We start from the raw sequence: 20799 nt of genomic DNA on the forward strand, positions 1-20799 counted from the left end.
CGAGCGAAGGACGTACAAGCAAAATCCGGATCTCTGTCGCCGCCGACCCGTCGGCCGGCCACGAAGAACAATTCCGCAGACCCGTTCCCACGACCACCAAATCCAGCCGGTCATCAGGTTACGAGTCCGTTTCCTAAATGACTCCAAGGGAATTCAAGGAGTCCTGTACGAATTCCCCGGCGACGTATTACGTGCCGAGGAATCCGGACGTCATGAATTGCTCAGGGGCCGCTCGCCCGGCGGGTCGAGAGGCGCAGCACGACCGGGCCCGCGAGGGCGGCCGCGCCGCCGGCGACGAGGACGCCGAGCAGCACCCAGCGGATCAGTCCGAGCACCTCGGACGGGGTGTAGCCGCCGGACTGTGCCACGTTCTGTTTGGCCGGGTCGGTCTCCGACGGGGCGGTGGAGGGCGGGGCGGTGTCCGAACCGCCCGGGTCTGCGGCGCCCGATGTGCCGGCCGAACCGCCGGTTCCGGTGCCGCCGTCGATGCCGCCGGAGGAGCCGCCGCTGCCGGTGCCGCTCAGGTCACCGCCGCCTCCGGAGGTGCCGCCGGACGGCTCGTCGGCGTCGGGCAGGCCCTTCTCCAGCTGCGCAGCCACCTGCTTGGCCCGCGTCCGCAGGGCTGCGGGCAAGGGCGCGTAGCCGTACGGCAGTTGGCCCTTCACCGTGCCCTGGGTCTGGCCGTCGCCCGCCGCGTAGCGGATCACCTTGGCGTAGTCCTGGCGGGCGTCCTTGGCCTGGTCGAGGGAGGAGGCCGCGTAGACCACGGCGGTCAGCGGATAGGCGCCGTCCTTCATCCGGGAGGGGGCGGAGGTCTTGACGCCGGCCACGTCCGAGTCGGGCATCTGGGCGACGGCCTTGAGCAGGGCGTCGGTGGTCGGCTCGACGTACTCGCCGTCGGCGTTAGGCAGGGCGGCGGCGCCCAGTTGGTAGCGGGTCGCGGACGCGTTGTCGACGATGCCGTACTGGCGCTGTTTCGTGGGAATCGGACGGTCTTCCGGCGACAGCTTCGCCCCGGTCTGGCCGATCGCGCACTTGTACGCGGTGCCGATGGAACCACGACGTATCTTCAGCGCCCCGTCGTGCATGTCGTTCATGTAGGGGACCACGTCCTGTCCGGTGTACGGGATCGTGGGGTTGCCGACCCCGCAGTCGGCCGCTCTGGGCGTGAGATCCGTCTTGGGGAAGAAGTCCAGGGAATCCGAGATCACCCCGTCCTTGTACGAGGGGTTTATCTTCATCCCCCAGGGATCCGCTTTCCCCTCGACGAAATCTCTCGCGTCGCCGTTCGCCAGAATGTATTTCCACACCAGCCGGGCGGAGTCGGTGTTGTCCAGCGTGACGGCAAGACCCAAGGGGGTGTTGGCGGCCGCCTGGCCCGCGAGGTCGGGATTGAGCGCGAGGAATTCGGGGTCCTTCACGAGGGACACCGGATTGCCTGCGAGGTACTCGGGCACGCCGTCGGTCGGCTGGACCAGGCTGTAGGGGTAGGACTGGGTGAGCACCTTGGCCAACAGCCGCTGGTTGAGCTTGAGTTCGCCCAGCGGCAGCGTCTGGGTGCCGCCGCTGTCGTACATCCAGACGAAGCCGACCGTCAGCCCCGTGACCGCGACCGGCGCCTGCACCACCGGGGCCGTGCCGTCGACCGGCTCGACGGGATCCACCGTCATGGCGAGTCCCGCCACCGAGTCGCCCGAGGTCACGGCGTCGCGGGCCTGCTGCTCACCGGACTGGGTGTAGGTGAACCGGTACGTTCCCGTCCTGCACAGCGCGCTCTGCCACGAGGTGATGGCGTCGGTGGCCAGTTCGGAACCCATGATCCCGCGCTCGGGCTTGTCCGGGTCGCAGTTGTCCGTGACCGGCGCGAAGCCGAGCCGGAAGGCGATGCGCTGGTCCCAGAGCGTCCGACTGAGCGAGGACGCCACCTGGTTGCCCGAGTTGTGCGCCTGCCCGTCGGGATCGTGGGTGCCGCGGGGCACCACCACCAGCCAGCACGGCTGGACCCTGCCCGCCGACGTGGTGCGGGCGCCGCAGCCCAGGGCCGGCTGTTCCACGGCCGACTTCACCTCGAACGCCACATCGCCGCCGCCGTCCCCGTCGTTCGGCAGGAACGCGACGCCGTTGGTGTCACCGTCGGTGAAGTACGTGGTGTCCGTACCGTCCGTGGTGGCATCCCCCTGCCCCTCGACCGGCCGGAACGGTACGTAGTGGGTGCCGTTCCTGTTGACCGGGGTCGAGGACTCGGCGTCCAGCGGGTCACCGATCCCGGAACCGGCCTGGTACACGAACCGGCCGTCTCCCGCCTGCGCACCCGACGCCAGCCCGTACTCACACTGGCTGCGGTCCGGCCCGGACGCCTCGTCCCCCCAGCACTGCATGACCGACAGGAAGTTCGAGTACCCGTTCTCGGACGGCTCCCCGCCCGCCCAGGTCACCCGGACGGCCTGCCCGGTCAGGTCCTCGGTCTGATGCACCGTGACCTCGAGCTTCGAGAAGTCGTCGTACGCGCCCTTCGTCCCGCTCTTGGTCACCGCCGAGCTCTCGCCCGTCGCCGCCTGCGCCCGGTCCGTGCCCGGAGACAGTGGCAGCACCGCCAGCACCAGGGCGGACAGCAGGCAGCCCACCCCCGCGGTCACCCGGCGCCGGCCGGCCGGCGTCCGTAGGGTCAGCCGTCTCATCAGAACTCCCTCTTGCGGCGCGACCGTGCCGCCAGCGCCCGTGCGGTGAGCGGTGGTCCGACGACCACCAGGACGAGCAGGACCGCCGACAGGGCCATCAGGGCGCCGCGCATCCCGCCGGCGCTGTCGGTGGCGAGACCGACGGGGTTGGCGACGACGGAGGTGTCGCCGGTGCCGGTGCCGTCGCCGCTGACCACCTCGCCGGTGTCGGGGTCGACGGTGCCTCCCGAGGTGCCGCCGGCCGTGGCGCTCGCGGTGCTGTCGGGCTTTCCGTCGCCGTTGGTGTCGCTGCCTCCGGTGCCGCCGGTGGCCGACGAACCGCCGGAGGAGGAACCGCCGTTGGCGGATCCGGAGCCGCCCGAGCCGCTACCGCCCTGCGCGCCCGGCTTCACGGGGGTGTCGGTGTCCGCGGCGCCCGCGGTGCCGGTGGTGCACTGCGTCGACCCCTTCTTGTCGCAGGACTTGGGGTAAGGGGCGTTCTTGATCAGGGTGTTGACGCCGCCCGAGAAGGTGGGGTTGCGGCAGCTGTTGATGTTGATGCTGCCCGTGGGTGCTCCCGGCACCTTGCGGATCTGGTTGAAGCCCGCCAGTACGAGGTTCTTCGGCAGCGGCGAGTACCCGAGGTCGTCCGCCTGCTGCTGGCCGTCGCACAGGAAGTAACGGGCGAACGTGCCGAGCGAGTTGCCCTTGGCGTCGGTGAAGCCCGCCTCCGCCTTCGTCGGCAGGATCATGTAGCTGTAGCTGGAGAGCGGGTAGGTGCGGGCGTCCGGGTTGGCGTAGACCTTGTCGAGGATCTGCGTCAGGTAGTTCACGGACTGCTTGTTCTCGTTGATCTCGGCCTTGGTCAGCGCCACCGCGACGCTCGCCGCGGTCGGCTCGACGTAATAGCCGTTCTTGTTGAGCACCTTGGCCACCGGGAAGCCGGTGTTCTTGGCGTAGGAGTACTCGACGTAGGTGATCGCGCCCTCGCCCGAGGGCTGGCGCACATGGCCCGAGACGCCCAGCGAGCCGGACTTGGAGATCATCGCGGAGCCGCTGAGCAGCGGGTAGTTGGAGGTCATGCCGCAGTTGCCGCTGCCGCGTCCGGTGCGGGAGCAGTAGTCGCTCCACAGGGCCGGGTACTGCTTGGACATCCAGGTGGTGAACTGGGCGCTGGTGCCGGAGCCGTCGGAGCGGACGACCGGCACGATCGCGCGGGCCGGCATGGTCAGACCCGGGTTGTCGGCGGCGATCGCGGGGTCGTTCCAGCGGGTGATCCTCCCGGTGAAGATCTTGGTGACCACATCGCCGGACAGGCGCAGGTTGGTGACCATCTTGCCGTTGATCTTGAGGTTGTACATGAACGCCGTACCGCCGGCCACGATCGGCATGTAGGCGTAGCCGCGCCGCGGGGGCGTGTCCGAGACGCCCTGTTCCTTGAGGCCGTAGGGGATCTCGGAGACCGCGAAGTCGACGGTGTTGTTCTTGAACTGCTCACGGCCCTGCGAGGAGCCGTTGGCGGTGAAGTTGACCGTCATGCCGTAGTTGGCCTTGACGTTGCGCACCCACTGCTGGACGGCGTTGGAGCTCCAGGTCGAACCGGAGCCGGTGATCTTCGCGTAGGAGGCCGCCGTGGCCGATTGCGGCTGGACGGCGAGCAGGGCGCACAGCAGTGACAGCACGGTGGCCGCCAGACGGAAACGAGTGGCGGGTCTCACGAGGAACTCCCGTTTTCGGTACGGACGTCGGGGTGCGGGACGGGGGAATCGGCAGGCGGGTCGGGGAGCTTGGCGTGCGGCACGGCATCTGGCGCCGCCCCACGCTCGATGAACCGACGCGCGTCGCGTCGGGAGGCGAGCACGCGTCGGTGTTCCTGACGGCGGGTCAACCGGCCGGGGCCGCGCCCGCCGACGATCCGGGCGGCGATGAACAGCAGCAGCACCAGCGCCATCAGCAGGGCCGCCGTACCGAAGCCGCGCGAGATCATCGTCGGCTCGGGCGACTTGACGAACTCGAAGGTGGCCAGCGGCAGGGAGACCATCGGGCCGTGCAGCGGGTCGAGGTTGAGCTCGGAGGTGAAGCCCGCGGTCAGCAGCACGGGCGAGGTCTCGCCGATGCCGCGCGCGGTGCCGAGGATCACCGAGGTGGTCAGCCCGGAACGGCAGGTCGGCAGCACCACGTGCCACACCGTGCGCCAACGGCTCGTGCCCATCGCGTAACTGGCCTCGCGCAGCGTGCCGGGCACCAGCCGGATGACCACGTCCGCGGCCCTGATGATGATCGGCAGCATCATCACCGACAGGGCGAGCGAGGCGGCGAAGCCGGACTGGTCCAGGCCGAGGCCCAGGATCACGGTTGCGTAGATGAACAGACCGGCGACGATCGAGGGCAGCGCGGTCATCGCCTCGACGATGGTGCGCACGAACCGCGCGTAGGGGCCGGGCACTTCGGTGAGGAACACCGCGCAGACCAGGCCGGCCGGCACGGTGATCACCAGCGCGATCACGATCATGATCAGCGTGCCGGCCGCCGCGTGCAGCGCCCCGCCCACACTCAGCGGCTCCAGCGGGCCTGCCAACTCCATGTCCTGGGTGAAGAAGTTCAGGTGCACCAGGGCCTGCCGGCCCTCGACGAGCGCGTAGAACACGACGAACGCGAGGATCACCACCATCAGCACGCCCATCGACCGCACGACCGCCGCCGCGATCCGGTCGACGATCGCGGGCCCGTCCTCGTCGAAGGAGACCAACAGGGCGTAGATCAGCAGGAAGAAGCCGTACGCCAGCACCACGAAGCCGACCGCGCCGTTGAAGGGCAGCAGCCGGGCGAACAGCAGCCAGGTCAGCGAGAGCGCCGAGGCGGCGGCGCCCACCATTGCGTACACGTCGGTGGCGCGCAGCTGCGTCAGGGCCCGCCGGCGCTCACCGCCGGGCGCGACGGCGCGGGCCGGGCCCGGCAGTGCGGTGCGCGGGCGGCCGGTCGCCTGACGCGCGCCGGGCGCTTCAGGGGCAACGGTCATGGTCGCTCATTCCTGTCTGGCGCAAGAGGCCGCGGGCGGCGGGGAGTCGGCCGCGAGGAGGTCGGGACAAGGGCGTCGGTCGAGCCGCGGGCCGGGCATCACGCATCGCTCGACGCGCCCGAGCGGGAGCGGGCGACGATGGAGGAGGCGGCGAAGTTGACGACCAGCGTCATGAGGAACAGGGCGAAACCGGCCGCCATCAGCGCGGACATCCCGAACTCGCTGGCCTCGCCGTAGCGCAGGGCGATCAGCGAGGAGACCGAGCTGGTGCCGGACTGCAGGACGTGCCACTGGATGTCGAAGGTCAGCGAGATGATCATGAAGATGGCGATGGTCTCGCCGAGCGCGCGGCCGAGCCCGAGCATCGTGCCGCCGATCATGCCGCCGCGCCCGAAGGGCAGGACGACGCTGCGGATCATGCCCCAGCGGGTCGCGCCGAGCGCGTAGGCGCCCTCGCGTTCACCGGCGGGCGCCTGGGTGAAGACCTCACGCATGATCGAGCAGATGATCGGCGCGATCATCATGCCGACGACAAGGCCCGCGATGAAGGTCGAGGAGGTGTAGATGCTCTCCGGCGCGAGCGGGTCGTCCGGATCGGCGCCCCGCACGGAGAAGACGGGGATCCAGCCGAAGTACGCGGAGATCCAACGGGCGGTGGGCAGGACCTTGTCCTGGAGGAAGAACAGGCCCCACAGTCCGTAGACCACCGACGGCACCGCTGCCATCAGGTCGACGACGGTGACCAGTGTCTGGCGCAGCCGCGCCGGGGCGTACTCGGAGATGTACAGCGCCGCGCCGGTGGCCAGCGGTACGGCGACCAGGACCGCGACGGTCGCGATCAGGATCGTGCCGACCAGAACGGCCGCGATACCGAACCGCCCGGCGTCCGGCGCCCATTCGGAGGTGGTCAGGAAGGACCAGCCGGCCCGGTCGAGCGCCAGCCAGGCCCGGTAGAGCAGGAAGCCGCCGACCAGCAGCATGACGGCGAGCACGAAACCGCCGCCGGAGCGCAGCAGCGCGCGGAAGACCCGGTCGGGCAGACCGGGATCGGCGTACAGGCGTCTCGGGACGTCGACGTCATCGACATCGATGTCGCCGGCACCCGCGATCAGGGGCTGCGGCTGTCTGGATCTTCTCGGCGAAGGCACGTTTCAGACACTCCGTGCCACCGGTTGACATGCCCATCCCGAAACGTGAACGAGAGGTTCCCTGGAGGCAACTTCGGTTACCCGGGGTCACTCACACCGCACCCGGCGCCTCACGCCTCACTTGATGACTCACGTCTCGCCCCATAACTCCGGCCCCGCGCCGACCAGTTCGGGCAGTAACGCACGGAAGCGGTCGTACGCGGCCCGGCAGGTCGCGTGCCGCTCGTACGTACGAGCCGAGCCCGCCAGATGCCGGCCCGCCGCGTCCCAGACCACCCACACCCAGCCGCCGCCCTCGGTGCCGTGCTGGATCCCGCCGCCCATCTCGCCGTGGCGCGCGCACAGCCGGACGAACGCCGCCCGGCACTTGTCGTGGGTCTCCTGCGAGGTCAGCGATATCGCCACCGAGCGTCCGTTCGGCGCGATCAGCCGCCACCCGAACCCGCCCGTACCGTTGATGTCGATCTGACATCTCATGCCCACCACCGCGACGGCAGGTCTTGCCGTCCCGCCGGACCGCTCCATGTCCCCACCCCCGCCGCCCCTTCGAAAAGCAAAATCCGCAGGTACGGCACTGAGGGGCAGCGACAGCAATCTACTGAGACGGGAGTGACGGGGGCCGGACAAAACTGACGGCCCCCTCCACGCTTCATGTCGAAGTATCCCCTAGGTAACCCCTAGGAAAGGCGTGGAGTGGGGCCCGGAGAAAGCGCTCACCACGACCTGGGGCAAGGGTGCCGAATGGGGCACGGCCCGGCTCGGCCCACCGCCCCCGCCCGGCTCAGCCCACGCTCAGCCCACGATCAGCAGAATCACCAGCAGCACGGCCCCGGCCACCGTCGGCCCCGCGACCTCGTACGCCCAGCGCACGGTCACCTCGCCCTGAGCCGTCTCGGCCTTCCCCCGGGTCTCCATGAACTCCCGCAGCTCGTCCATGACCTTGTCGGTCTCCGCGCGCACCGGCCCGTCCGGAACGGCCGTACCGCGCGAGACCCCGCCGCCCAGGCCACCGCCGAGCCCGCCGCCGCCCCCGAAGGCACCGCCGAAACCGCCGCGGCTCCGCCCGCTTCTCCCCGCGGCCTGGTCCGCCGCCGCCCGGGACTCCCGCCGGGACGCCTTCTTCCGTGCCCGCAGGGAGACGGGGACGGACCACAGCTGGTACTTGGTGCCTGACTGCGCCACGACCTCGTTCGAGAAACTGGAGCGCAGGGAGGCGACCTGCCCCCAGGGCAGCACGATCACCCGGAACGGATTGCGGATGCGCAGCCGGTCCCCGTTGGCGTACACCGCGGGGCGCAGCGTGAAGGCGACGACCGGCGGCACGACCATGATCAGCGTGGCGAGCGCGAGCCACGGCGTGCGGCCATGGCCGGCGAAGATCGCGTCGAGGCCGAGCCAGGCCACGATGGCGAGCAGCAGTACGCCGCCGGCGATTCCCGCGGGTGACCGGTAGATCCGGTCCCTGGACTCGGGTGCCGGAGCCTGCGGCGCGGGGGGGTCGTGGGGCGGGGTCGTCATGCTGCGATTCTGCCTCAGCGGTGCGCCCAGTCGCCGTTGGGGGGATCTGTACGTTTGCGAGTGCGGGCCGTATGTGGCTGGTCACGCAGTTCCCCGCGCCCCTTCGGGGCACGGATCTTCCCGGGGCTGTACAGCCGCTACGCGCGTAGATATGCTCGTCTGGTGACCATGCCCACCACTGCACCCACAGCACCCTCCCCCGCTGCTGAACGCGCGGGAGGTGCCCCCATCGGCGACGTCACCGCGTCCGACAGCACGCTGCGCCGCTTCCTCCACGGGCTGCCCGGCGTCGACGCGGTCGGCCTGGAGGCGCGTGCCGCCTCTCTCGGCACCCGTTCCATCAAGACCACCGCGAAGGCATACGCCATCGACCTCGCCATCTCGATGGTCGACCTGACGACGCTGGAAGGCGCGGACACCCCCGGCAAGGTCCGGGCGCTCGGCGCCAAGGCGGTCCGCCCCGACCCGACCGACCGCACGAGCCCTTCGACCGCGGCCGTCTGCGTCTATCCCGACATGGTGGCCGTCGCCAAGGAGGCCGTCGCCGGTTCCTCCGTGAAGGTCGCCTCGGTCGCCACCGCCTTCCCGGCCGGCCGCGCCGCGCTCGACGTGAAGCTGGCCGACGTGCGCGACGCGGTGGCCGCGGGCGCCGACGAGATCGACATGGTCATCGACCGCGGGGCGTTCCTCGCGGGCAAGTACATGAAGGTGTACGACGAGATCGTCGCCGTGAAGGAGGCCTCGGGCGCCGCCCGTCTGAAGGTCATCTTCGAGACCGGCGAGCTGTCGACGTACGACAACATCCGCCGCGCGAGCTGGCTCGGCATGCTGGCCGGCGCGGACTTCATCAAGACCTCGACGGGCAAGGTCGCCGTCAACGCGACGCCCGCGAACACCCTGTTGATGCTGGAGGCGGTGCGTGACTTCCGCGCGCAGACCGGCGTCCAGGTCGGCGTGAAGCCCGCCGGCGGCATCCGCACCTCCAAGGACGCCATCAAGTTCCTGGTCCTGGTCAACGAGACCGCGGGCGAGGACTGGCTGGACAACCACTGGTTCCGCTTCGGCGCGTCCTCGCTCCTGAACGACCTGCTGATGCAGCGTCAGAAGCTGGCCACCGGCCGCTACTCCGGCCCCGACTACGTGACGGTGGACTGATCCCTCATGGCTACCTTTGACTACGCACCGGCGCCCGAGTCACGCTCCGTCGTCGACATCGCCCCCTCCTACGGCCTGTTCATCGACGGCGAGTTCACCGAGGCGGCCGAGGGCAAGGTCTTCAAGACCGTCTCGCCCTCCACCGAAGAGGTCCTGTCCGAGATCGCCCAGGCGGGCGAGGCGGACGTCGACCGCGCGGTGAAGGCCGCCCGCAAGGCCTTCGAGAAGTGGTCGGCGCTGCCCGGCTCCGAGCGCGCCAAGTACCTGTTCCGCATCGCCCGGATCATCCAGGAGCGCAGCCGCGAACTGGCCGTCCTGGAGACCCTGGACAACGGCAAGCCCATCAAGGAGACGAGGGACGCGGACCTTCCCCTGGTCGCCGCGCACTTCTTCTACTACGCGGGCTGGGCCGACAAGCTGGACCACGCCGGCTTCGGCGCGAACCCCCAGCCGCTCGGTGTCGCGGGCCAGGTCATCCCCTGGAACTTCCCGCTCCTGATGCTGGCCTGGAAGATCGCCCCGGCGCTGGCCACCGGCAACACGGTGGTGCTGAAGCCCGCCGAGACCACCCCCCTGTCGGCACTGTTCTTCGCGGACATCTGCCGCCAAGCCGGCCTGCCCAAGGGTGTCGTCAACATCCTTCCGGGATACGGGGATTCGGGCGCCGCGCTCGTCGCGCACCCGGACGTCAACAAGGTCGCGTTCACCGGCTCCACGGCCGTCGGCAAGGAGATCGCGCGGACGATCGCGGGCACCCGCAAGAAGGTCACTCTCGAACTCGGCGGCAAGGGCGCGAACATCGTCTTCGACGACGCCCCCATCGACCAGGCCGTGGAGGGGATCGTCACCGGCATCTTCTTCAACCAGGGCCAGGTCTGCTGCGCGGGCAGCCGGCTGCTGGTCCAGGAGTCCGTCCAGGACGAGCTGTTGGACTCGCTCAAGCGCCGCCTGTCCACGCTCCGCCTCGGCGACCCGCTGGACAAGAACACGGACATCGGCGCGATCAACTCCGCCGAGCAGCTCGCCCGGATCACCTCGCTCGTCGAGCAGGGCTCGGCGGAGGGCGCCGAGCGCTGGTCGCCGGAGTGCGAACTCCCCTCCTCCGGCTACTGGTTCGCCCCGACGCTCTTCACGAACGTCACCCAGGCGCACACCATCGCCCGTGACGAGATCTTCGGCCCGGTCCTGTCGGTCCTCTCCTTCCGCACCCCGGACGAGGCCGTCGCCAAGGCCAACAACACCCAGTACGGCCTGTCGGCGGGCATCTGGACGGAGAAGGGCTCCCGGATCCTCGCGGTCGCGAGCAAGCTCCGGGCCGGTGTCATCTGGTCCAACACGTTCAACAAGTTCGACCCGACCTCGCCGTTCGGCGGGTACAAGGAGTCGGGCTTCGGCCGCGAGGGCGGTCGCCACGGCCTGGAGGCGTACCTCGATGTCTGAGAAGTCCGACAAGAGCGAGCAGCAGCGGCTGAGCGTCTTCAAGACCTACAAGCTGTACGTCGGGGGCAAGTTCCCGCGTTCCGAGAGCGGCCGGGTGTACGAGGTGACCACGCAGACATCAGCCGCTAACGCGGCGGGCAAGGGCAAGTGGCTGGCGAACGCACCGCAGTCCTCCCGCAAGGACGCCCGTGACGCGGTCGTCGCCGCCCGCAAGGCGTTCGGCGGCTGGTCCGGCGCGACGGCGTACAACCGCGGCCAGGTCCTCTACCGCGTGGCCGAGATGCTGGAGGGCCGCAAGGACCAGTTCGTGCGCGAAGTCGCGGACGCGGAGGGCCTGTCGAAGTCGAAGGCGGCCGTGCTCGTGGACGCGACGATCGACCGCTGGGTCTGGTACGCGGGCTGGACCGACAAGATCGCCCAGGTGGTCGGCGGCGGCAACCCGGTCGCGGGCCCCTTCTTCAACCTGTCCTCCCCGGAGCCGACGGGCGTGGTCACCGTCCTGGCCCCGCAGGACTCCTCGTTCCTGGGCCTGGTCTCGGTGCTGGCCCCGGTGATCGCGACGGGCAACACGGCCATCGTGATCGCCAGCGAGAAGTCCCCGCTCCCGGCACTGTCGTTGGGCGAGGTGCTCGCCACCTCCGACGTCCCGGGCGGTGTCGTCAACGTCCTCTCCGGCCGGACCGCGGAGATCGCGGCGCCCCTGGCCGCGCACCAGGACGTCAACGCGATCGATCTCGCGGGCGCCGACGACGTACTGGCGAAGGAGCTGGAGATCGCGGCGGCCGACAACCTCAAGCGCGTTCTCCGTCCACAGCCTGTGGACGAGGTCGACTGGTCGGCGGCTCCGGGCATCGACCGCATGACGGCGTTCCTGGAGACGAAGACGGTCTGGCACCCGACGGGCGCCCTGGGCGCCTCGGGTTCGTCGTACTGACCGATCCCCCCACGGACGAGCCGCGCCGCCCCACCATCCGGGGGCGGCGCGGCTCTTTTCGTACCGGCGTCAGCGCAGCAGTCCCGTCGCCGGCCCCACCAACGGGATGCTGCCGATCGACTCGGCCTGGGCCACCGGACCGGTCAGGGCCTGCGTGGCCAGGGGCTTGAAGTCGGCGAGCTGGGTGCCGAGGCCGTTGTCGAGGGGGTCCACGCCGGTGCCCGCGAGGGGGTTGGGCTTGAGGTCGGCCACCGGTCCCGTGACGTAACCGACCATGCCGGTGAGGGCCTGCGTGCCGGCCTGCGGGTCGATGGTCCCGAGGGACGTGGGACGGGTGCGCACCACGTCCAGCACCGGCTCGGTGTCCGCGGCGGCCGACGCGGCACCGGCGCCGAGCGCCACGCCTGCCGTCGCGAGGGCGACCAGGGCCCGCTGGGCGGTCGGGTTCGGGGAGGACGTGTGTCGTGCCATCGCTGGTGCCACCTTCTGGTGCGCAGGGTAATCGTGTCGACACGAAGGGTAGTTGAGGTGTGATGCGCACTCCAAAGACGACCCGCGGGGTCGGCAGGGCGTACGGAATACGTCAAACTGGTGACCCGTGAGCATCCATGTCCCTTCCTCCGCCCGTGTCGTGCTGCTCTGCGGCCCCTCGGGCTCGGGCAAGTCCCTCGTCGCCGCCCGTTCCGGTCTGCCGGTGCTGCGCCTCGACGACTTCTACAAGGAAGGGAACGACCCGACGCTGCCGCAGGTGGCGGGGAGTTCCGACATCGACTGGGACCACCCGGAGTCCTGGGACGCGGACGTCGCGGTCACCGCGATAGCCGAACTGTGCCGCACGGGCCGTACGAACGTCCCGGTGTACGACCTCTCGCTCAGCGCCCGCACCGGCGAGGACGCCGTCGACATCGGGCGTACGCCGCTCTTCGTCGCGGAGGGCATCTTCGCCGCCGAGATCGTGGGGCGCTGCCGTGAACTGGGGCTGCTGGCCGATGCCCTGTGCCTCAACCGCGGGCCGATGCGCACCTTCCGGCGCCGCTTCCTGCGGGATCTGCGCGAGGGCCGCAAGTCGGTGCCGTTCCTGCTCCGCAGGGGCTGGCGGCTGATGCGTCAGGAGCGGTCGATCGTCAGCCGGCAGACCGCGCTGGGCGCCCACCCCTGCGACAAGGACGAGGCCCTGACGCGGCTGGCCGCGGCGGCGGTCGGCCGGCGGCCCGCGGCGACGCCGACGATCTGAACCCCGTACACGCGCGGAGCGGTGGGCACGACAACCGGTACACATGGAAAAGCGGGACTGGACGGACCCCCCGGCCCTCCAGTCCCGCTTCCCCGTTCCCCCGTGGTGCTCCCCCGTGCTGTCCCCCGTTGGCCCCGTTCCCCCGTGACCCCCGTTGGATCCCCGCCAACCGATCACCACCCCCCAGTGGTGCCCCCTCGGTTGCCGCTCCCCCCGACTTGCTTCCCCCGTGTTTTCCCCGGTCCCCCCGGGTTCCCCGTTTTCCCCTTGCTTCCCCCGACCCTCAGGCGACGAGCTCCCCGAAGGCGTCCTCCTCGTCACGGCCGAAGCTGAGGACCTCGTCCTCACGCATCCGGCGGAGCGACCGCCAGATGCTGGACTTCACCGTGCCGACACTGATGTCGAGGATCTCCGCGATCTCCGGGTCGGTGCGGCCCTCGTAGTAACGGAGGACCAGCATCGTGCGCTGGAGTTCGGGCAGCCGGGCCAGCGCCTGCCACAGGACCGCGCGCAGTTCGGTGCCGCGCATCGCGTCCGTGTCGCCGGGCGTCTCCGGCAGTTCCTCGGTCGGGTACTCGTTCAGCTTGCGGCGGCGCCACGCGCTGATGTGCAGGTTGGTCATGGTGCGGCGGAGGTAGCCCCCGACCGCGGCCTTGTCGCTGATCCGGTCCCACGCCCGGTAGGTCGAGAACAACGCGCTCTGCAGCAGGTCCTCGGCCTCGAAGCGGTCGCCGGTCAGGTGGTAGGCGGTTGCGTACAGGGAGGCGCGACGCTCCTGGACGTAGGCGGTGAACTCCGCCTCCGACAGCGAACGACGTTCCCCCGTGCCCTCCCTGTACGCGCTTCCCCCGTGTGCCTCCCCCGAGACACTGTCAACCACCGTCATATAACCGGTGTGCTGACGCCCGGTGCCGCGAGCGCACCCCCGCCCGCTCACGGCACCGGACTTCTCTGAACCCCGGGTGACGTCGTGCAGTCGCGTGACAACCGCGCTTGCGCTTGTGCTGTGCAGCGTGTTCATCTCGCGCCCCCCGTCGTGGACTTCCGGTGTTCGGCCTGCTCAGGCGGTGCTGCCTCGCGGCGTTTCCTTGCCTGTGCCGAGAAGCTTGCCCGGGCCACTTCATGGACGTGTCCGCCGACTGTCACAGACCTGTCACAGAGGCCTGGCTACGGAATCGCACAGCGCGGTCACAGAGAGCGGCAGTACGGGCCGTACCTGTACAGGAGTCGAAACCCCACCCCACCATGGGCCAGAATGAGGCCCGTGCCTTCCCTGTTGCTGATCGAAGACGACGACGCCATCCGTACGGCCCTGGAGCTGTCTCTTACGCGCCAGGGCCACCGGGTTGCCACCGCTGCCACCGGCGAGGACGGTCTGAAGCTGCTGCGCGAGCAACGGCCGGACCTGATCGTGCTGGACGTGATGCTGCCCGGCATCGACGGGTTCGAGGTGTGCCGGCGCATCCGGCGCACGGACCAGCTGCCGATCATCCTCCTGACCGCGCGCAGCGACGACATCGACATCGTCGTCGGGCTGGAGTCCGGCGCGGACGACTATGTGGTCAAGCCGATCCAGGGGCGGGTGCTCGACGCCCGGATCCGGGCCGTGCTGCGGCGCGGGGAACGCGAGTCGACCGACGCGGCGACCTTCGGCAGCCTCGTCATCGACCGCGCGGCGATGACCGTGACGAAGAACGGCGAGGATCTCCAGCTCACCCCGACCGAGCTGCGGCTGCTGCTCGAACTGAGCCGGCGGCCCGGACAGGCGCTGTCCCGGCAGCAGTTGCTGCGGCTGGTGTGGGAGCACGACTACCTCGGTGACTCGCGCCTGGTGGACGCCTGTGTGCAGCGGCTGCGCGCCAAGGTCGAGGACGTGCCGTCGTCCCCGACCCTGATCCGTACGGTGCGTGGTGTCGGCTACCGGCTGGACTCGCCTCAGTGACCGAAGCGCACGGGGGGATCCGCGGCTGGGCTGCGGATCGCAAGGGAGTCTGGTCCCGGCTTCGGTTCACCAGTCTGCGGCTGCGCCTGGTCGTCGTGTTCGGCCTGGTGGCGCTGACGGCCGCGGTCTCCGCGTCCGGGATCGCGTACTGGCTCAACCGCGAGGCGGTGCTCACCCGCACCCAGGACGCGGTGCTGCGCGACTTCCAGCAGGAGATGCAGAACCGCGCGGGCTCGCTGCCGCCGGACCCCTCGCAGGACGAACTCCAGCACACCGCGGGGCAGATGTCGGGCAGCAGCCAGCGTTTCAGCGTGCTGCTGGTCGCGCAGGGTGCCGACGGCAAGCCCCTGTACGGCACTTCGGGCGCCCTGGACGGCTTCTCCCTCCAGGACGTGCCGACTTCGCTGCGCGCCGCGGTGAACAAGAAGCAGAAGGTCGACTCCGGCAACAAGTACCCGTACCACCTCTACTGGCAGCGGGTCGTGCAGAACGGCACCCCGTATCTGGTGGCCGGCACCAGGGTGATCGGCGGCGGCGCGACCGGCTACATGCTCAAGTCCCTCGAGCCGGAAGCGAAGGACCTCAACTCCCTTGCCTGGTCGCTGGGTATCGCCACCGGGCTCGCGCTGATCGGCTCCGCGCTGCTCGCGCAGGCCGCCGCGACGACCGTGCTCAAGCCGGTGCAGCGGCTGGGCGTGGCCGCCCGGCGGCTCGGCGAGGGCCGGCTCGACACCCGGCTGCGGGTGTCGGGGACCGATGAACTCGCGGATCTGTCACGGACGTTCAACTACGCGGCCGAGGCGCTGGAGAAACGGGTCGACGACATGGCCGCGCGGGACGAGGCGTCCCGCCGGTTCGTCGCGGACATGAGCCATGAACTCCGTACGCCCCTCACCGCGATCACCGCCGTCACCGAGATCCTGGAGGAGGAGCTGGAGGCGGAGTCCGGGTCCATGGATCCGATGATCGAGCCCGCGGTGCGGCTCGTCGTCAGTGAGACGCGGCGGCTCAACGACCTGGTCGAGAACCTGATGGAGGTCACCCGCTTCGACGCGGGCACCGCCCGCCTGGTCCTGGACGACGTGGACGTCGCCGACCAGATCACCGCGTGCCTGGACGCGCGCGCCTGGCTGGACGCGGTCGACCTGGACGCCGAGCGGGGCATCCACGCCCGGCTCGACCCGCGCCGCCTGGACGTCATCATGGCCAACCTCGTGGGCAACGCGCTCAAGCACGGCGGTTCCCCGGTGCGGGTCGCGGTGCGGAAGTCGGGGGCCAAGGACGGGGAAGGAGCCGAAGTGGTCATCGCGGTGCGCGACCACGGGCCCGGCATCCCCGAGGACGTCCTGCCGCACGTCTTCGACCGCTTCTACAAGGCGAGCGCATCCCGCCCCCGCTCCGAGGGCAGCGGCCTGGGTCTGTCCATCGCCCTGGAGAACGCCCACATCCACGGCGGCGAGATCACCGCCGCCAACTCCCCCGACGGGGGCGCGGTGTTCACGCTGCGGCTGCCGCAGGACGTGTCGGCGCTGACGGAGGACCCCGAGCAGGCCGAGGGGAAGCAGGGGGAGCCCACATGACCGTACGACCCACCGCGGCACGTCCGTTCGGGGTGCGCGGGCTGCTGGCGCTGCCCGTGCTCGCGGCGCTGCTGACGGGGTGCGGGATCCGTTCCACGGAGGTCCCGACGGACTTCGGGGCGGCGCCCTCCCGGGTGCTGTGCTCGCTGGCCGAGCCGGACATCACCACGCAGGCCTCGCGCGGGCTGCCGGTGCAGGTGTTCCTGCTGTGCGGTTCGTCGCTGGTCGCGGTGGACCGGACGGTACGGGTCCCGGACGGCACGGCGGACTCGCAGCGGCGGGTGCTGGTGGCGCAGGGGCTGCTGGACCAGCTGGCGGCGACACCGTCCTCCTCGGAGCGGGAGGCCGGGTACACGACGGACGTGCGCGGCGGCATCGCCGTGGGCGGACCGCGGGCCGGGGATCCGGAGGACACGCTGCGCCTGAGCAGCACGCCCGCCGACCTCACCTCCTACGCGCTGGCCCAGATCGTGTGCACCTTCTCCGACTCCGCCGCGGCGGAGGGCGACGGCTCGGTCATCCTGGGCGGCCCGGGCCGCGACCCGCTGCGCCGCTACGAGTGCACGGACGAGGTCCGCTCCCGTCCGGGCTCGGAGAAGCCGCCGTCCGCCGAGGTGACGAGCGGCTGACGTACGGGTGTGGCGGAGGCCTCATCCAGGTACCTGGGGGTAAGCCGGAACCGATCCCGCCGGGGCCCGCGTCTTGTGGGACGTGCAGCGTCAAGGCTTCGTCGGCGGCAGCGCCGAGATCCGCGTCCGTGTGGCAGGAGGTGTTCTCCTCGTCGCACATCTCGTGTTCGTCGCCTGGCTCACGCTGCGCCCGCTGGACGTCCCCTGGGTACAGCCCGCCAACCTGCGCCCGTTCGCCGGGATCCACGCCGATCTGGAGCTCGGCTGGCCCGAGGCGGCCCGGCGCATCGCCGAGGGGCTCGGACTGCTCGCCCCGCTCGGCGTACTGATCCCGCTGGTGCACGGGCGGCTGTACGCCGCGCCGCTGTCGTCTCTGGTCCGCACGGCCACGGCGGGCGCTCTCATCTCGCTCGGCATCACGCTGTTGCAGACCGGTGTGCCCGGCCGGGTCGCGGACGTCGACACGCTGTTCCTGAACACCGTCGGGGTGGCCCTCGCGCATCTCGCGGTGGTGCCGGCCGGCCGCGCCCGGCTCCGCCGCAGGGGGGATCGCCTGCCGACCGCGGCCGTCCTCCAGGAGGAAGCCGCTCAGGGTCGGACCCCGACGATTCCCAGGGTCGGCATCGCACCGTAGAGCGACGCCGGATCCGCGGGTTCTCCGTAGCGTTGACGGCAGATGAGGCAGCCACGACCGGCCGCCCGACCGACGCTCACGAAGGAGCCGCACATGTCCGCCATTGCCCGCCCCACCAACGGCCGCATGATCGGCGGAGTGTGCGCAGCGCTGGCGCGGCGCTTCGGCACCTCCGCGACCACGATGCGGGTGATCTTCGTGCTCTCGTGCCTGCTGCCGGGCCCGCAGTTCCTGCTCTACATCGCGCTGTGGATCCTGTTCCCCTCCGAGGAGAAGGCCGCCCGCACCGCCTGGTGACCAATGTCCGTGTACGCCGATGGGGCGCACCCCGTGTCCGGGGGTGCGCCCCATCCGTGCGTCCGAGGGCGGTTCAGCCGAGCGGGATCCCGTTCAGCGGCAGGCCGTGCGTGGGCAGGCCGGCCTGGCCCACCGGGAGACCGCCGAGGAGACCGGCGACCGGCGCGGTCGGACCGTCGGCGAGCACCTTCTGGGCGGCCGGCTGCACGGCGGACAGACCCGACGCGAGCGCGGGCTGCGCCTGGCTGAGGGCCTCACCGGCACCCGGCAGCGCCTTGGCGACGTTCTCAGCGGGCAGCGTCTGGGTGAGGGTGCCCAGCGCCTGGCTCGCGTCCGGAACCGCCGGGGCGGCGTTCGCGGCACCCGCGCCGGTGGCGGCGAAGGCGGCACCGAGCGCGGCGACACCGAGGGTCTTGGCAGCAGACTGCTTCATGAAATGCGTCCTCGAAATGGGGTTACGGGGATGTGAGCGGTCCACGACCGTAAACATGCGAAGCCACCCGCCGCAAACATCGAAATGCGGACGGATTGTGAATACCCGTCCGCATTTCCGGTGGGCCGTTACGTCCCGGCCACTCCTTATCGACCGCATACCCGCTGGTGGAAGCGGTCTACTGGAACAGCCATTCGGACTTCAGCTCGGCATATCCGGGCTTCACGACGTCATTGATCATCGCGAGTCGTTCATCGAAAGGAATGAACGCTGATTTCATCGCATTGACGGAGAACCACTGCATGTCGTCGAGCGTGTAACCGAACGCGTCGACAAGGTGCTCGAATTCCCGGCTCATACCCGTGCCGGACATCAGCCGGTTGTCGGTGTTCACCGTGGCCCGGAAGTGCAGCCGGCGCAGCAGCCCGATCGGGTGCTCGGCGTACGAGGCCGCGGCCCCGGTCTGGAGGTTGGAGCTGGGGCACAGCTCCAGCGGGATCCGCTTGTCCCGTACGTACGCCGCGAGCCGTCCGAGCCGCACCGAGCCGTCGTCGGCGACCTCGATGTCGTCGATGATGCGCACCCCGTGCCCGAGCCGATCGGCGCCGCACCACTGCAGGGCCTGCCAGATGGACGGCAGTCCGAAGGCCTCGCCGGCGTGGATGGTGAAGTGGTTGTTCTCGCGCTTGAGGTACTCGAAGGCGTCGAGGTGCCGGGTGGGCGGGAAGCCGGCCTCGGCGCCGGCGATGTCGAAGCCGACCACGCCCAGGTCCCGGTAGCGGTTGGCGAGTTCGGCGATCTCCAGGGCGCGGGCCGCGTGCCGCATGGCGGTGAGCAGGGCGCCCACCCGGATGCGGTGACCGCTCTCCCGGGCCAGCCGCTCCCCTTCCCGGAAACCCTCGTTGACGGCCTCGACGACCTCTTCGAGGGTCAGGCCGCCCTCCAGGTGCTGCTCGGGCGCGTACCGCACCTCGGCGTACACCACGCCGTCCTCGGCGAGGTCCTCGGCGCACTCGCGGGCCACCCGCACCAGCGCGTCCCGGGTCTGCATCACGGCGACGGTGTGCGAGAAGGTCTCCAGGTACCGCTCCAGGGAACCGGAGTCGGCGGCCTCGCGGAACCACAGGCCGAGTTTGTCGGGGTCGCTCTCGGGGAGCCGGTCGTATCCCGTCTCCCGCGCGATGTCGACGATGGTGCCCGGACGCAGGCCGCCGTCGAGGTGGTCGTGCAGCAGAACCTTCGGCGCCCGGCGGATCTGGTCCGGCGTCGGGATGTTCGCGGTGCTCTGGCTCGTCATTGCCGCACTCTACTTCCTACGCGCGTAGATCGCCCGGTGTACAACTCCGTCGATACGTAACGGTGACCGCGCGGACGGTTCGGGTGCACCTGCCCTTCTGACACTGTTCTGTCATGGCACACCAAGCGACGACGCCGGTGCGACGGGCCCGGCTGGGGAGGGCACTCGGCCCGGAGCCGACGACGGTGAGCGGCGTGGTGCTGCTGCTCCCCGGCGGCGACGAGGAGTCCGCCCGCAGACCGTCCCCCATGCTCGCCACCGCCTCCGTAAGGGCGTTGGGCCGCCGGCTGGCCCGAGCGGGCCGCGACGACGGCCTGGCCGCGCACGTCGTCCACTACCGCTACCGCGGCTGGAACGGCAACGAGGCGCATCTCGCGGGCGACGCGTCCTGGGCCGCGGACGAGGTCGTACGCCGGTACGGGGACGTGCCCGTCTGCCTGCTCGGCGTCGACATGGGCGGCCGGGCGGCGCTGCGGGCCGGCGGGCACGAGGCCGTCAACTCCGTGCTGGCGATCGCGCCTTGGCTGCCGGAGGACGACGTGGCGGCCTCGCCCGAACCGGTGAAGCAGTTGGTGGGACGGCGGGTGCTGATCGTGCACGGCACGAACGACGAACGGACCGATCCCGAACTGTCGTTCCGGCTCGCCTCCCGCGCGAAGAAGGCGAACCGGGACGTGTGCCGGTTCGAAGTGCACGCCGACGGACACGGGTTGCACCAGTACCGGAGCGAAGTGCACTCGCTGGCGCTGGACTTCGTGCGGGGGGCGCTGTTCGGGGCGTCGTTCGCCCGCCCGTTGGAGGACGCGTTCGCCGCGCCGCCGCCTCTGGGGCTGCGGATGCCGTTGGCCGCGGGGTTCGGAAAATCGTTGCGCCGCTGACGGT

General features: G+C 70.5%; 20 protein-coding genes. 10 read left to right on the plus strand and 10 right to left on the minus strand.

The features are described 5' to 3' along the window. Positions 1-221: 221 nt before the first annotated feature. The 6 genes from ACWD5F_RS38115 to ACWD5F_RS38140 form a co-directional block, all read right to left on the minus strand. The gene (locus tag ACWD5F_RS38115; RefSeq protein ID WP_451260862.1) at positions 222-2678 is read right to left on the minus strand and encodes a hypothetical protein; all 2457 of its coding nucleotides are present in this window, start codon (positions 2676-2678) and stop codon (positions 222-224) included. Further along, positions 2678-4375 (minus strand): phosphate ABC transporter substrate-binding protein PstS, encoded by a 1698-nt coding sequence (gene pstS, locus ACWD5F_RS38120; protein WP_451260863.1) that lies wholly within the window; start codon positions 4373-4375, stop codon positions 2678-2680. The genes ACWD5F_RS38115 and pstS overlap by 1 nt, the downstream gene beginning before the upstream one ends. Continuing rightward, complete coding sequence (gene pstA, locus ACWD5F_RS38125) at positions 4372-5676, minus strand: phosphate ABC transporter permease PstA (RefSeq protein WP_451260864.1); 1305 nt, start codon at positions 5674-5676, stop codon at positions 4372-4374. Before pstA ends, pstS begins: the two co-directional genes overlap by 4 nt. 98 nt (positions 5677-5774) lie before the next feature. Beyond that, the gene (gene pstC, locus ACWD5F_RS38130) at positions 5775-6824 is read right to left on the minus strand and encodes a phosphate ABC transporter permease subunit PstC (protein WP_451260865.1); all 1050 of its coding nucleotides are present in this window, start codon (positions 6822-6824) and stop codon (positions 5775-5777) included. A 129-nt stretch (positions 6825-6953) separates the two neighbouring features. After that, complete coding sequence (locus ACWD5F_RS38135) at positions 6954-7301, minus strand: hypothetical protein (RefSeq protein WP_451260866.1); 348 nt, start codon at positions 7299-7301, stop codon at positions 6954-6956. Positions 7302-7616: 315 nt separating this feature from the next. After that, complete coding sequence (locus ACWD5F_RS38140) at positions 7617-8342, minus strand: PH domain-containing protein (protein ID WP_451260867.1); 726 nt, start codon at positions 8340-8342, stop codon at positions 7617-7619. Between the two features lie 168 nt (positions 8343-8510). Here ACWD5F_RS38140 and deoC point away from each other — a divergent pair, with 168 nt between their 5' ends. Genes deoC through ACWD5F_RS38155 form a run of 3 tightly spaced genes read left to right on the plus strand, consistent with a single transcriptional unit; the run spans position 8511 to position 11871 of the window. Beyond that, positions 8511-9497, plus strand: a complete 987-nt coding sequence (gene deoC / locus ACWD5F_RS38145) for a deoxyribose-phosphate aldolase (RefSeq protein WP_451260955.1) — start codon at positions 8511-8513, stop codon at positions 9495-9497. A gap of 6 nt (positions 9498-9503) precedes the next feature. Further along, on the plus strand, positions 9504-10937 hold the full coding sequence (locus ACWD5F_RS38150; protein WP_401713685.1) for an aldehyde dehydrogenase family protein: 1434 nt from the start codon (positions 9504-9506) through the stop codon (positions 10935-10937). Further along, positions 10930-11871: an aldehyde dehydrogenase family protein gene (locus ACWD5F_RS38155; protein WP_451260868.1), complete on the plus strand. Its 942-nt coding sequence runs from the start codon at positions 10930-10932 to the stop codon at positions 11869-11871. The genes ACWD5F_RS38150 and ACWD5F_RS38155 overlap by 8 nt, the downstream gene beginning before the upstream one ends. Positions 11872-11940: 69 nt before the next feature. On the opposite strand, the gene ACWD5F_RS38160 is transcribed toward ACWD5F_RS38155, so the two are convergent. Next, entirely contained in the window at positions 11941-12342 is a 402-nt protein-coding gene (locus ACWD5F_RS38160; RefSeq protein ID WP_451260869.1) for a hypothetical protein, read from the minus strand. Positions 12343-12469: 127 nt separating this feature from the next. Here ACWD5F_RS38160 and ACWD5F_RS38165 point away from each other — a divergent pair, with 127 nt between their 5' ends. Further along, entirely contained in the window at positions 12470-13105 is a 636-nt protein-coding gene (locus ACWD5F_RS38165) for a uridine kinase family protein (protein ID WP_451260870.1), read from the plus strand. Positions 13106-13388: 283 nt separating this feature from the next. Here the strand turns inward: ACWD5F_RS38165 and ACWD5F_RS38170 are convergent, their stop codons facing one another. Beyond that, entirely contained in the window at positions 13389-14126 is a 738-nt protein-coding gene (locus ACWD5F_RS38170) for a SigE family RNA polymerase sigma factor (protein ID WP_123998122.1), read from the minus strand. Between the two features lie 243 nt (positions 14127-14369). Between ACWD5F_RS38170 and afsQ1 the strand changes: the two genes are divergently transcribed. From afsQ1 to ACWD5F_RS38195, 5 genes are all read left to right on the plus strand, one after another. Beyond that, positions 14370-15047 carry a two-component system response regulator AfsQ1 gene (gene afsQ1, locus ACWD5F_RS38175; protein ID WP_123998123.1) on the plus strand — a complete coding sequence of 226 codons (678 nt, stop codon included), beginning with the start codon at positions 14370-14372 and terminating at the stop codon, positions 15045-15047. Beyond that, on the plus strand, positions 15044-16627 hold the full coding sequence (locus ACWD5F_RS38180; protein WP_451260871.1) for an ATP-binding protein: 1584 nt from the start codon (positions 15044-15046) through the stop codon (positions 16625-16627). The genes afsQ1 and ACWD5F_RS38180 overlap by 4 nt, the downstream gene beginning before the upstream one ends. Beyond that, complete coding sequence (locus ACWD5F_RS38185) at positions 16624-17256, plus strand: hypothetical protein (RefSeq protein ID WP_451260872.1); 633 nt, start codon at positions 16624-16626, stop codon at positions 17254-17256. Before ACWD5F_RS38180 ends, ACWD5F_RS38185 begins: the two co-directional genes overlap by 4 nt. A gap of 82 nt (positions 17257-17338) precedes the next feature. Then, positions 17339-17890 carry a VanZ family protein gene (locus ACWD5F_RS38190; protein ID WP_451260873.1) on the plus strand — a complete coding sequence of 184 codons (552 nt, stop codon included), beginning with the start codon at positions 17339-17341 and terminating at the stop codon, positions 17888-17890. Between the two features lie 93 nt (positions 17891-17983). Then, complete coding sequence (locus ACWD5F_RS38195) at positions 17984-18187, plus strand: PspC domain-containing protein (protein WP_280878266.1); 204 nt, start codon at positions 17984-17986, stop codon at positions 18185-18187. A gap of 73 nt (positions 18188-18260) precedes the next feature. Here the strand turns inward: ACWD5F_RS38195 and ACWD5F_RS38200 are convergent, their stop codons facing one another. Both ACWD5F_RS38200 and ACWD5F_RS38205 read right to left on the minus strand, forming a co-directional pair. Beyond that, on the minus strand, positions 18261-18620 hold the full coding sequence (locus ACWD5F_RS38200) for an ATP-binding protein (protein ID WP_451260874.1): 360 nt from the start codon (positions 18618-18620) through the stop codon (positions 18261-18263). A gap of 178 nt (positions 18621-18798) precedes the next feature. Further along, entirely contained in the window at positions 18799-19917 is a 1119-nt protein-coding gene (locus tag ACWD5F_RS38205; protein WP_123998128.1) for an adenosine deaminase, read from the minus strand. Positions 19918-20030: 113 nt separating this feature from the next. Here ACWD5F_RS38205 and ACWD5F_RS38210 point away from each other — a divergent pair, with 113 nt between their 5' ends. Further along, positions 20031-20795, plus strand: a complete 765-nt coding sequence (locus ACWD5F_RS38210) for an alpha/beta hydrolase (RefSeq protein ID WP_451260875.1) — start codon at positions 20031-20033, stop codon at positions 20793-20795. Positions 20796-20799 lie beyond the last annotated feature (4 nt).

This window comes from Streptomyces sp. NPDC002499 (genome assembly GCF_053595415.1).

Excerpts from the sequence above, each read along its gene's own strand:
- ACWD5F_RS38115 (WP_451260862.1), bottom strand. The coding sequence starts at position 2,678 with ATGAGACGGCTGACCCTACGGACGCCGGCCGGCCGGCGCCGGGTGACC.
- pstA (WP_451260864.1), bottom strand. The coding sequence starts at position 5,676 with ATGACCGTTGCCCCTGAAGCGCCCGGCGCGCGTCAGGCGACCGGCCGC.
- ACWD5F_RS38135 (WP_451260866.1), bottom strand. The coding sequence starts at position 7,301 with ATGAGATGTCAGATCGACATCAACGGTACGGGCGGGTTCGGGTGGCGG.
- ACWD5F_RS38140 (WP_451260867.1), bottom strand. The coding sequence starts at position 8,342 with ATGACGACCCCGCCCCACGACCCCCCCGCGCCGCAGGCTCCGGCACCC.
- deoC (WP_451260955.1), top strand. The coding sequence starts at position 8,511 with ATGCCCACCACTGCACCCACAGCACCCTCCCCCGCTGCTGAACGCGCG.
- ACWD5F_RS38150 (WP_401713685.1), top strand. The coding sequence starts at position 9,504 with ATGGCTACCTTTGACTACGCACCGGCGCCCGAGTCACGCTCCGTCGTC.
- ACWD5F_RS38155 (WP_451260868.1), top strand. The coding sequence starts at position 10,930 with ATGTCTGAGAAGTCCGACAAGAGCGAGCAGCAGCGGCTGAGCGTCTTC.
- ACWD5F_RS38160 (WP_451260869.1), bottom strand. The coding sequence starts at position 12,342 with ATGGCACGACACACGTCCTCCCCGAACCCGACCGCCCAGCGGGCCCTG.
- ACWD5F_RS38170 (WP_123998122.1), bottom strand. The coding sequence starts at position 14,126 with ATGAACACGCTGCACAGCACAAGCGCAAGCGCGGTTGTCACGCGACTG.
- ACWD5F_RS38185 (WP_451260872.1), top strand. The coding sequence starts at position 16,624 with ATGACCGTACGACCCACCGCGGCACGTCCGTTCGGGGTGCGCGGGCTG.
- ACWD5F_RS38195 (WP_280878266.1), top strand. The coding sequence starts at position 17,984 with ATGTCCGCCATTGCCCGCCCCACCAACGGCCGCATGATCGGCGGAGTG.
- ACWD5F_RS38200 (WP_451260874.1), bottom strand. The coding sequence starts at position 18,620 with ATGAAGCAGTCTGCTGCCAAGACCCTCGGTGTCGCCGCGCTCGGTGCC.
- ACWD5F_RS38205 (WP_123998128.1), bottom strand. The coding sequence starts at position 19,917 with ATGACGAGCCAGAGCACCGCGAACATCCCGACGCCGGACCAGATCCGC.
- ACWD5F_RS38210 (WP_451260875.1), top strand. The coding sequence starts at position 20,031 with ATGGCACACCAAGCGACGACGCCGGTGCGACGGGCCCGGCTGGGGAGG.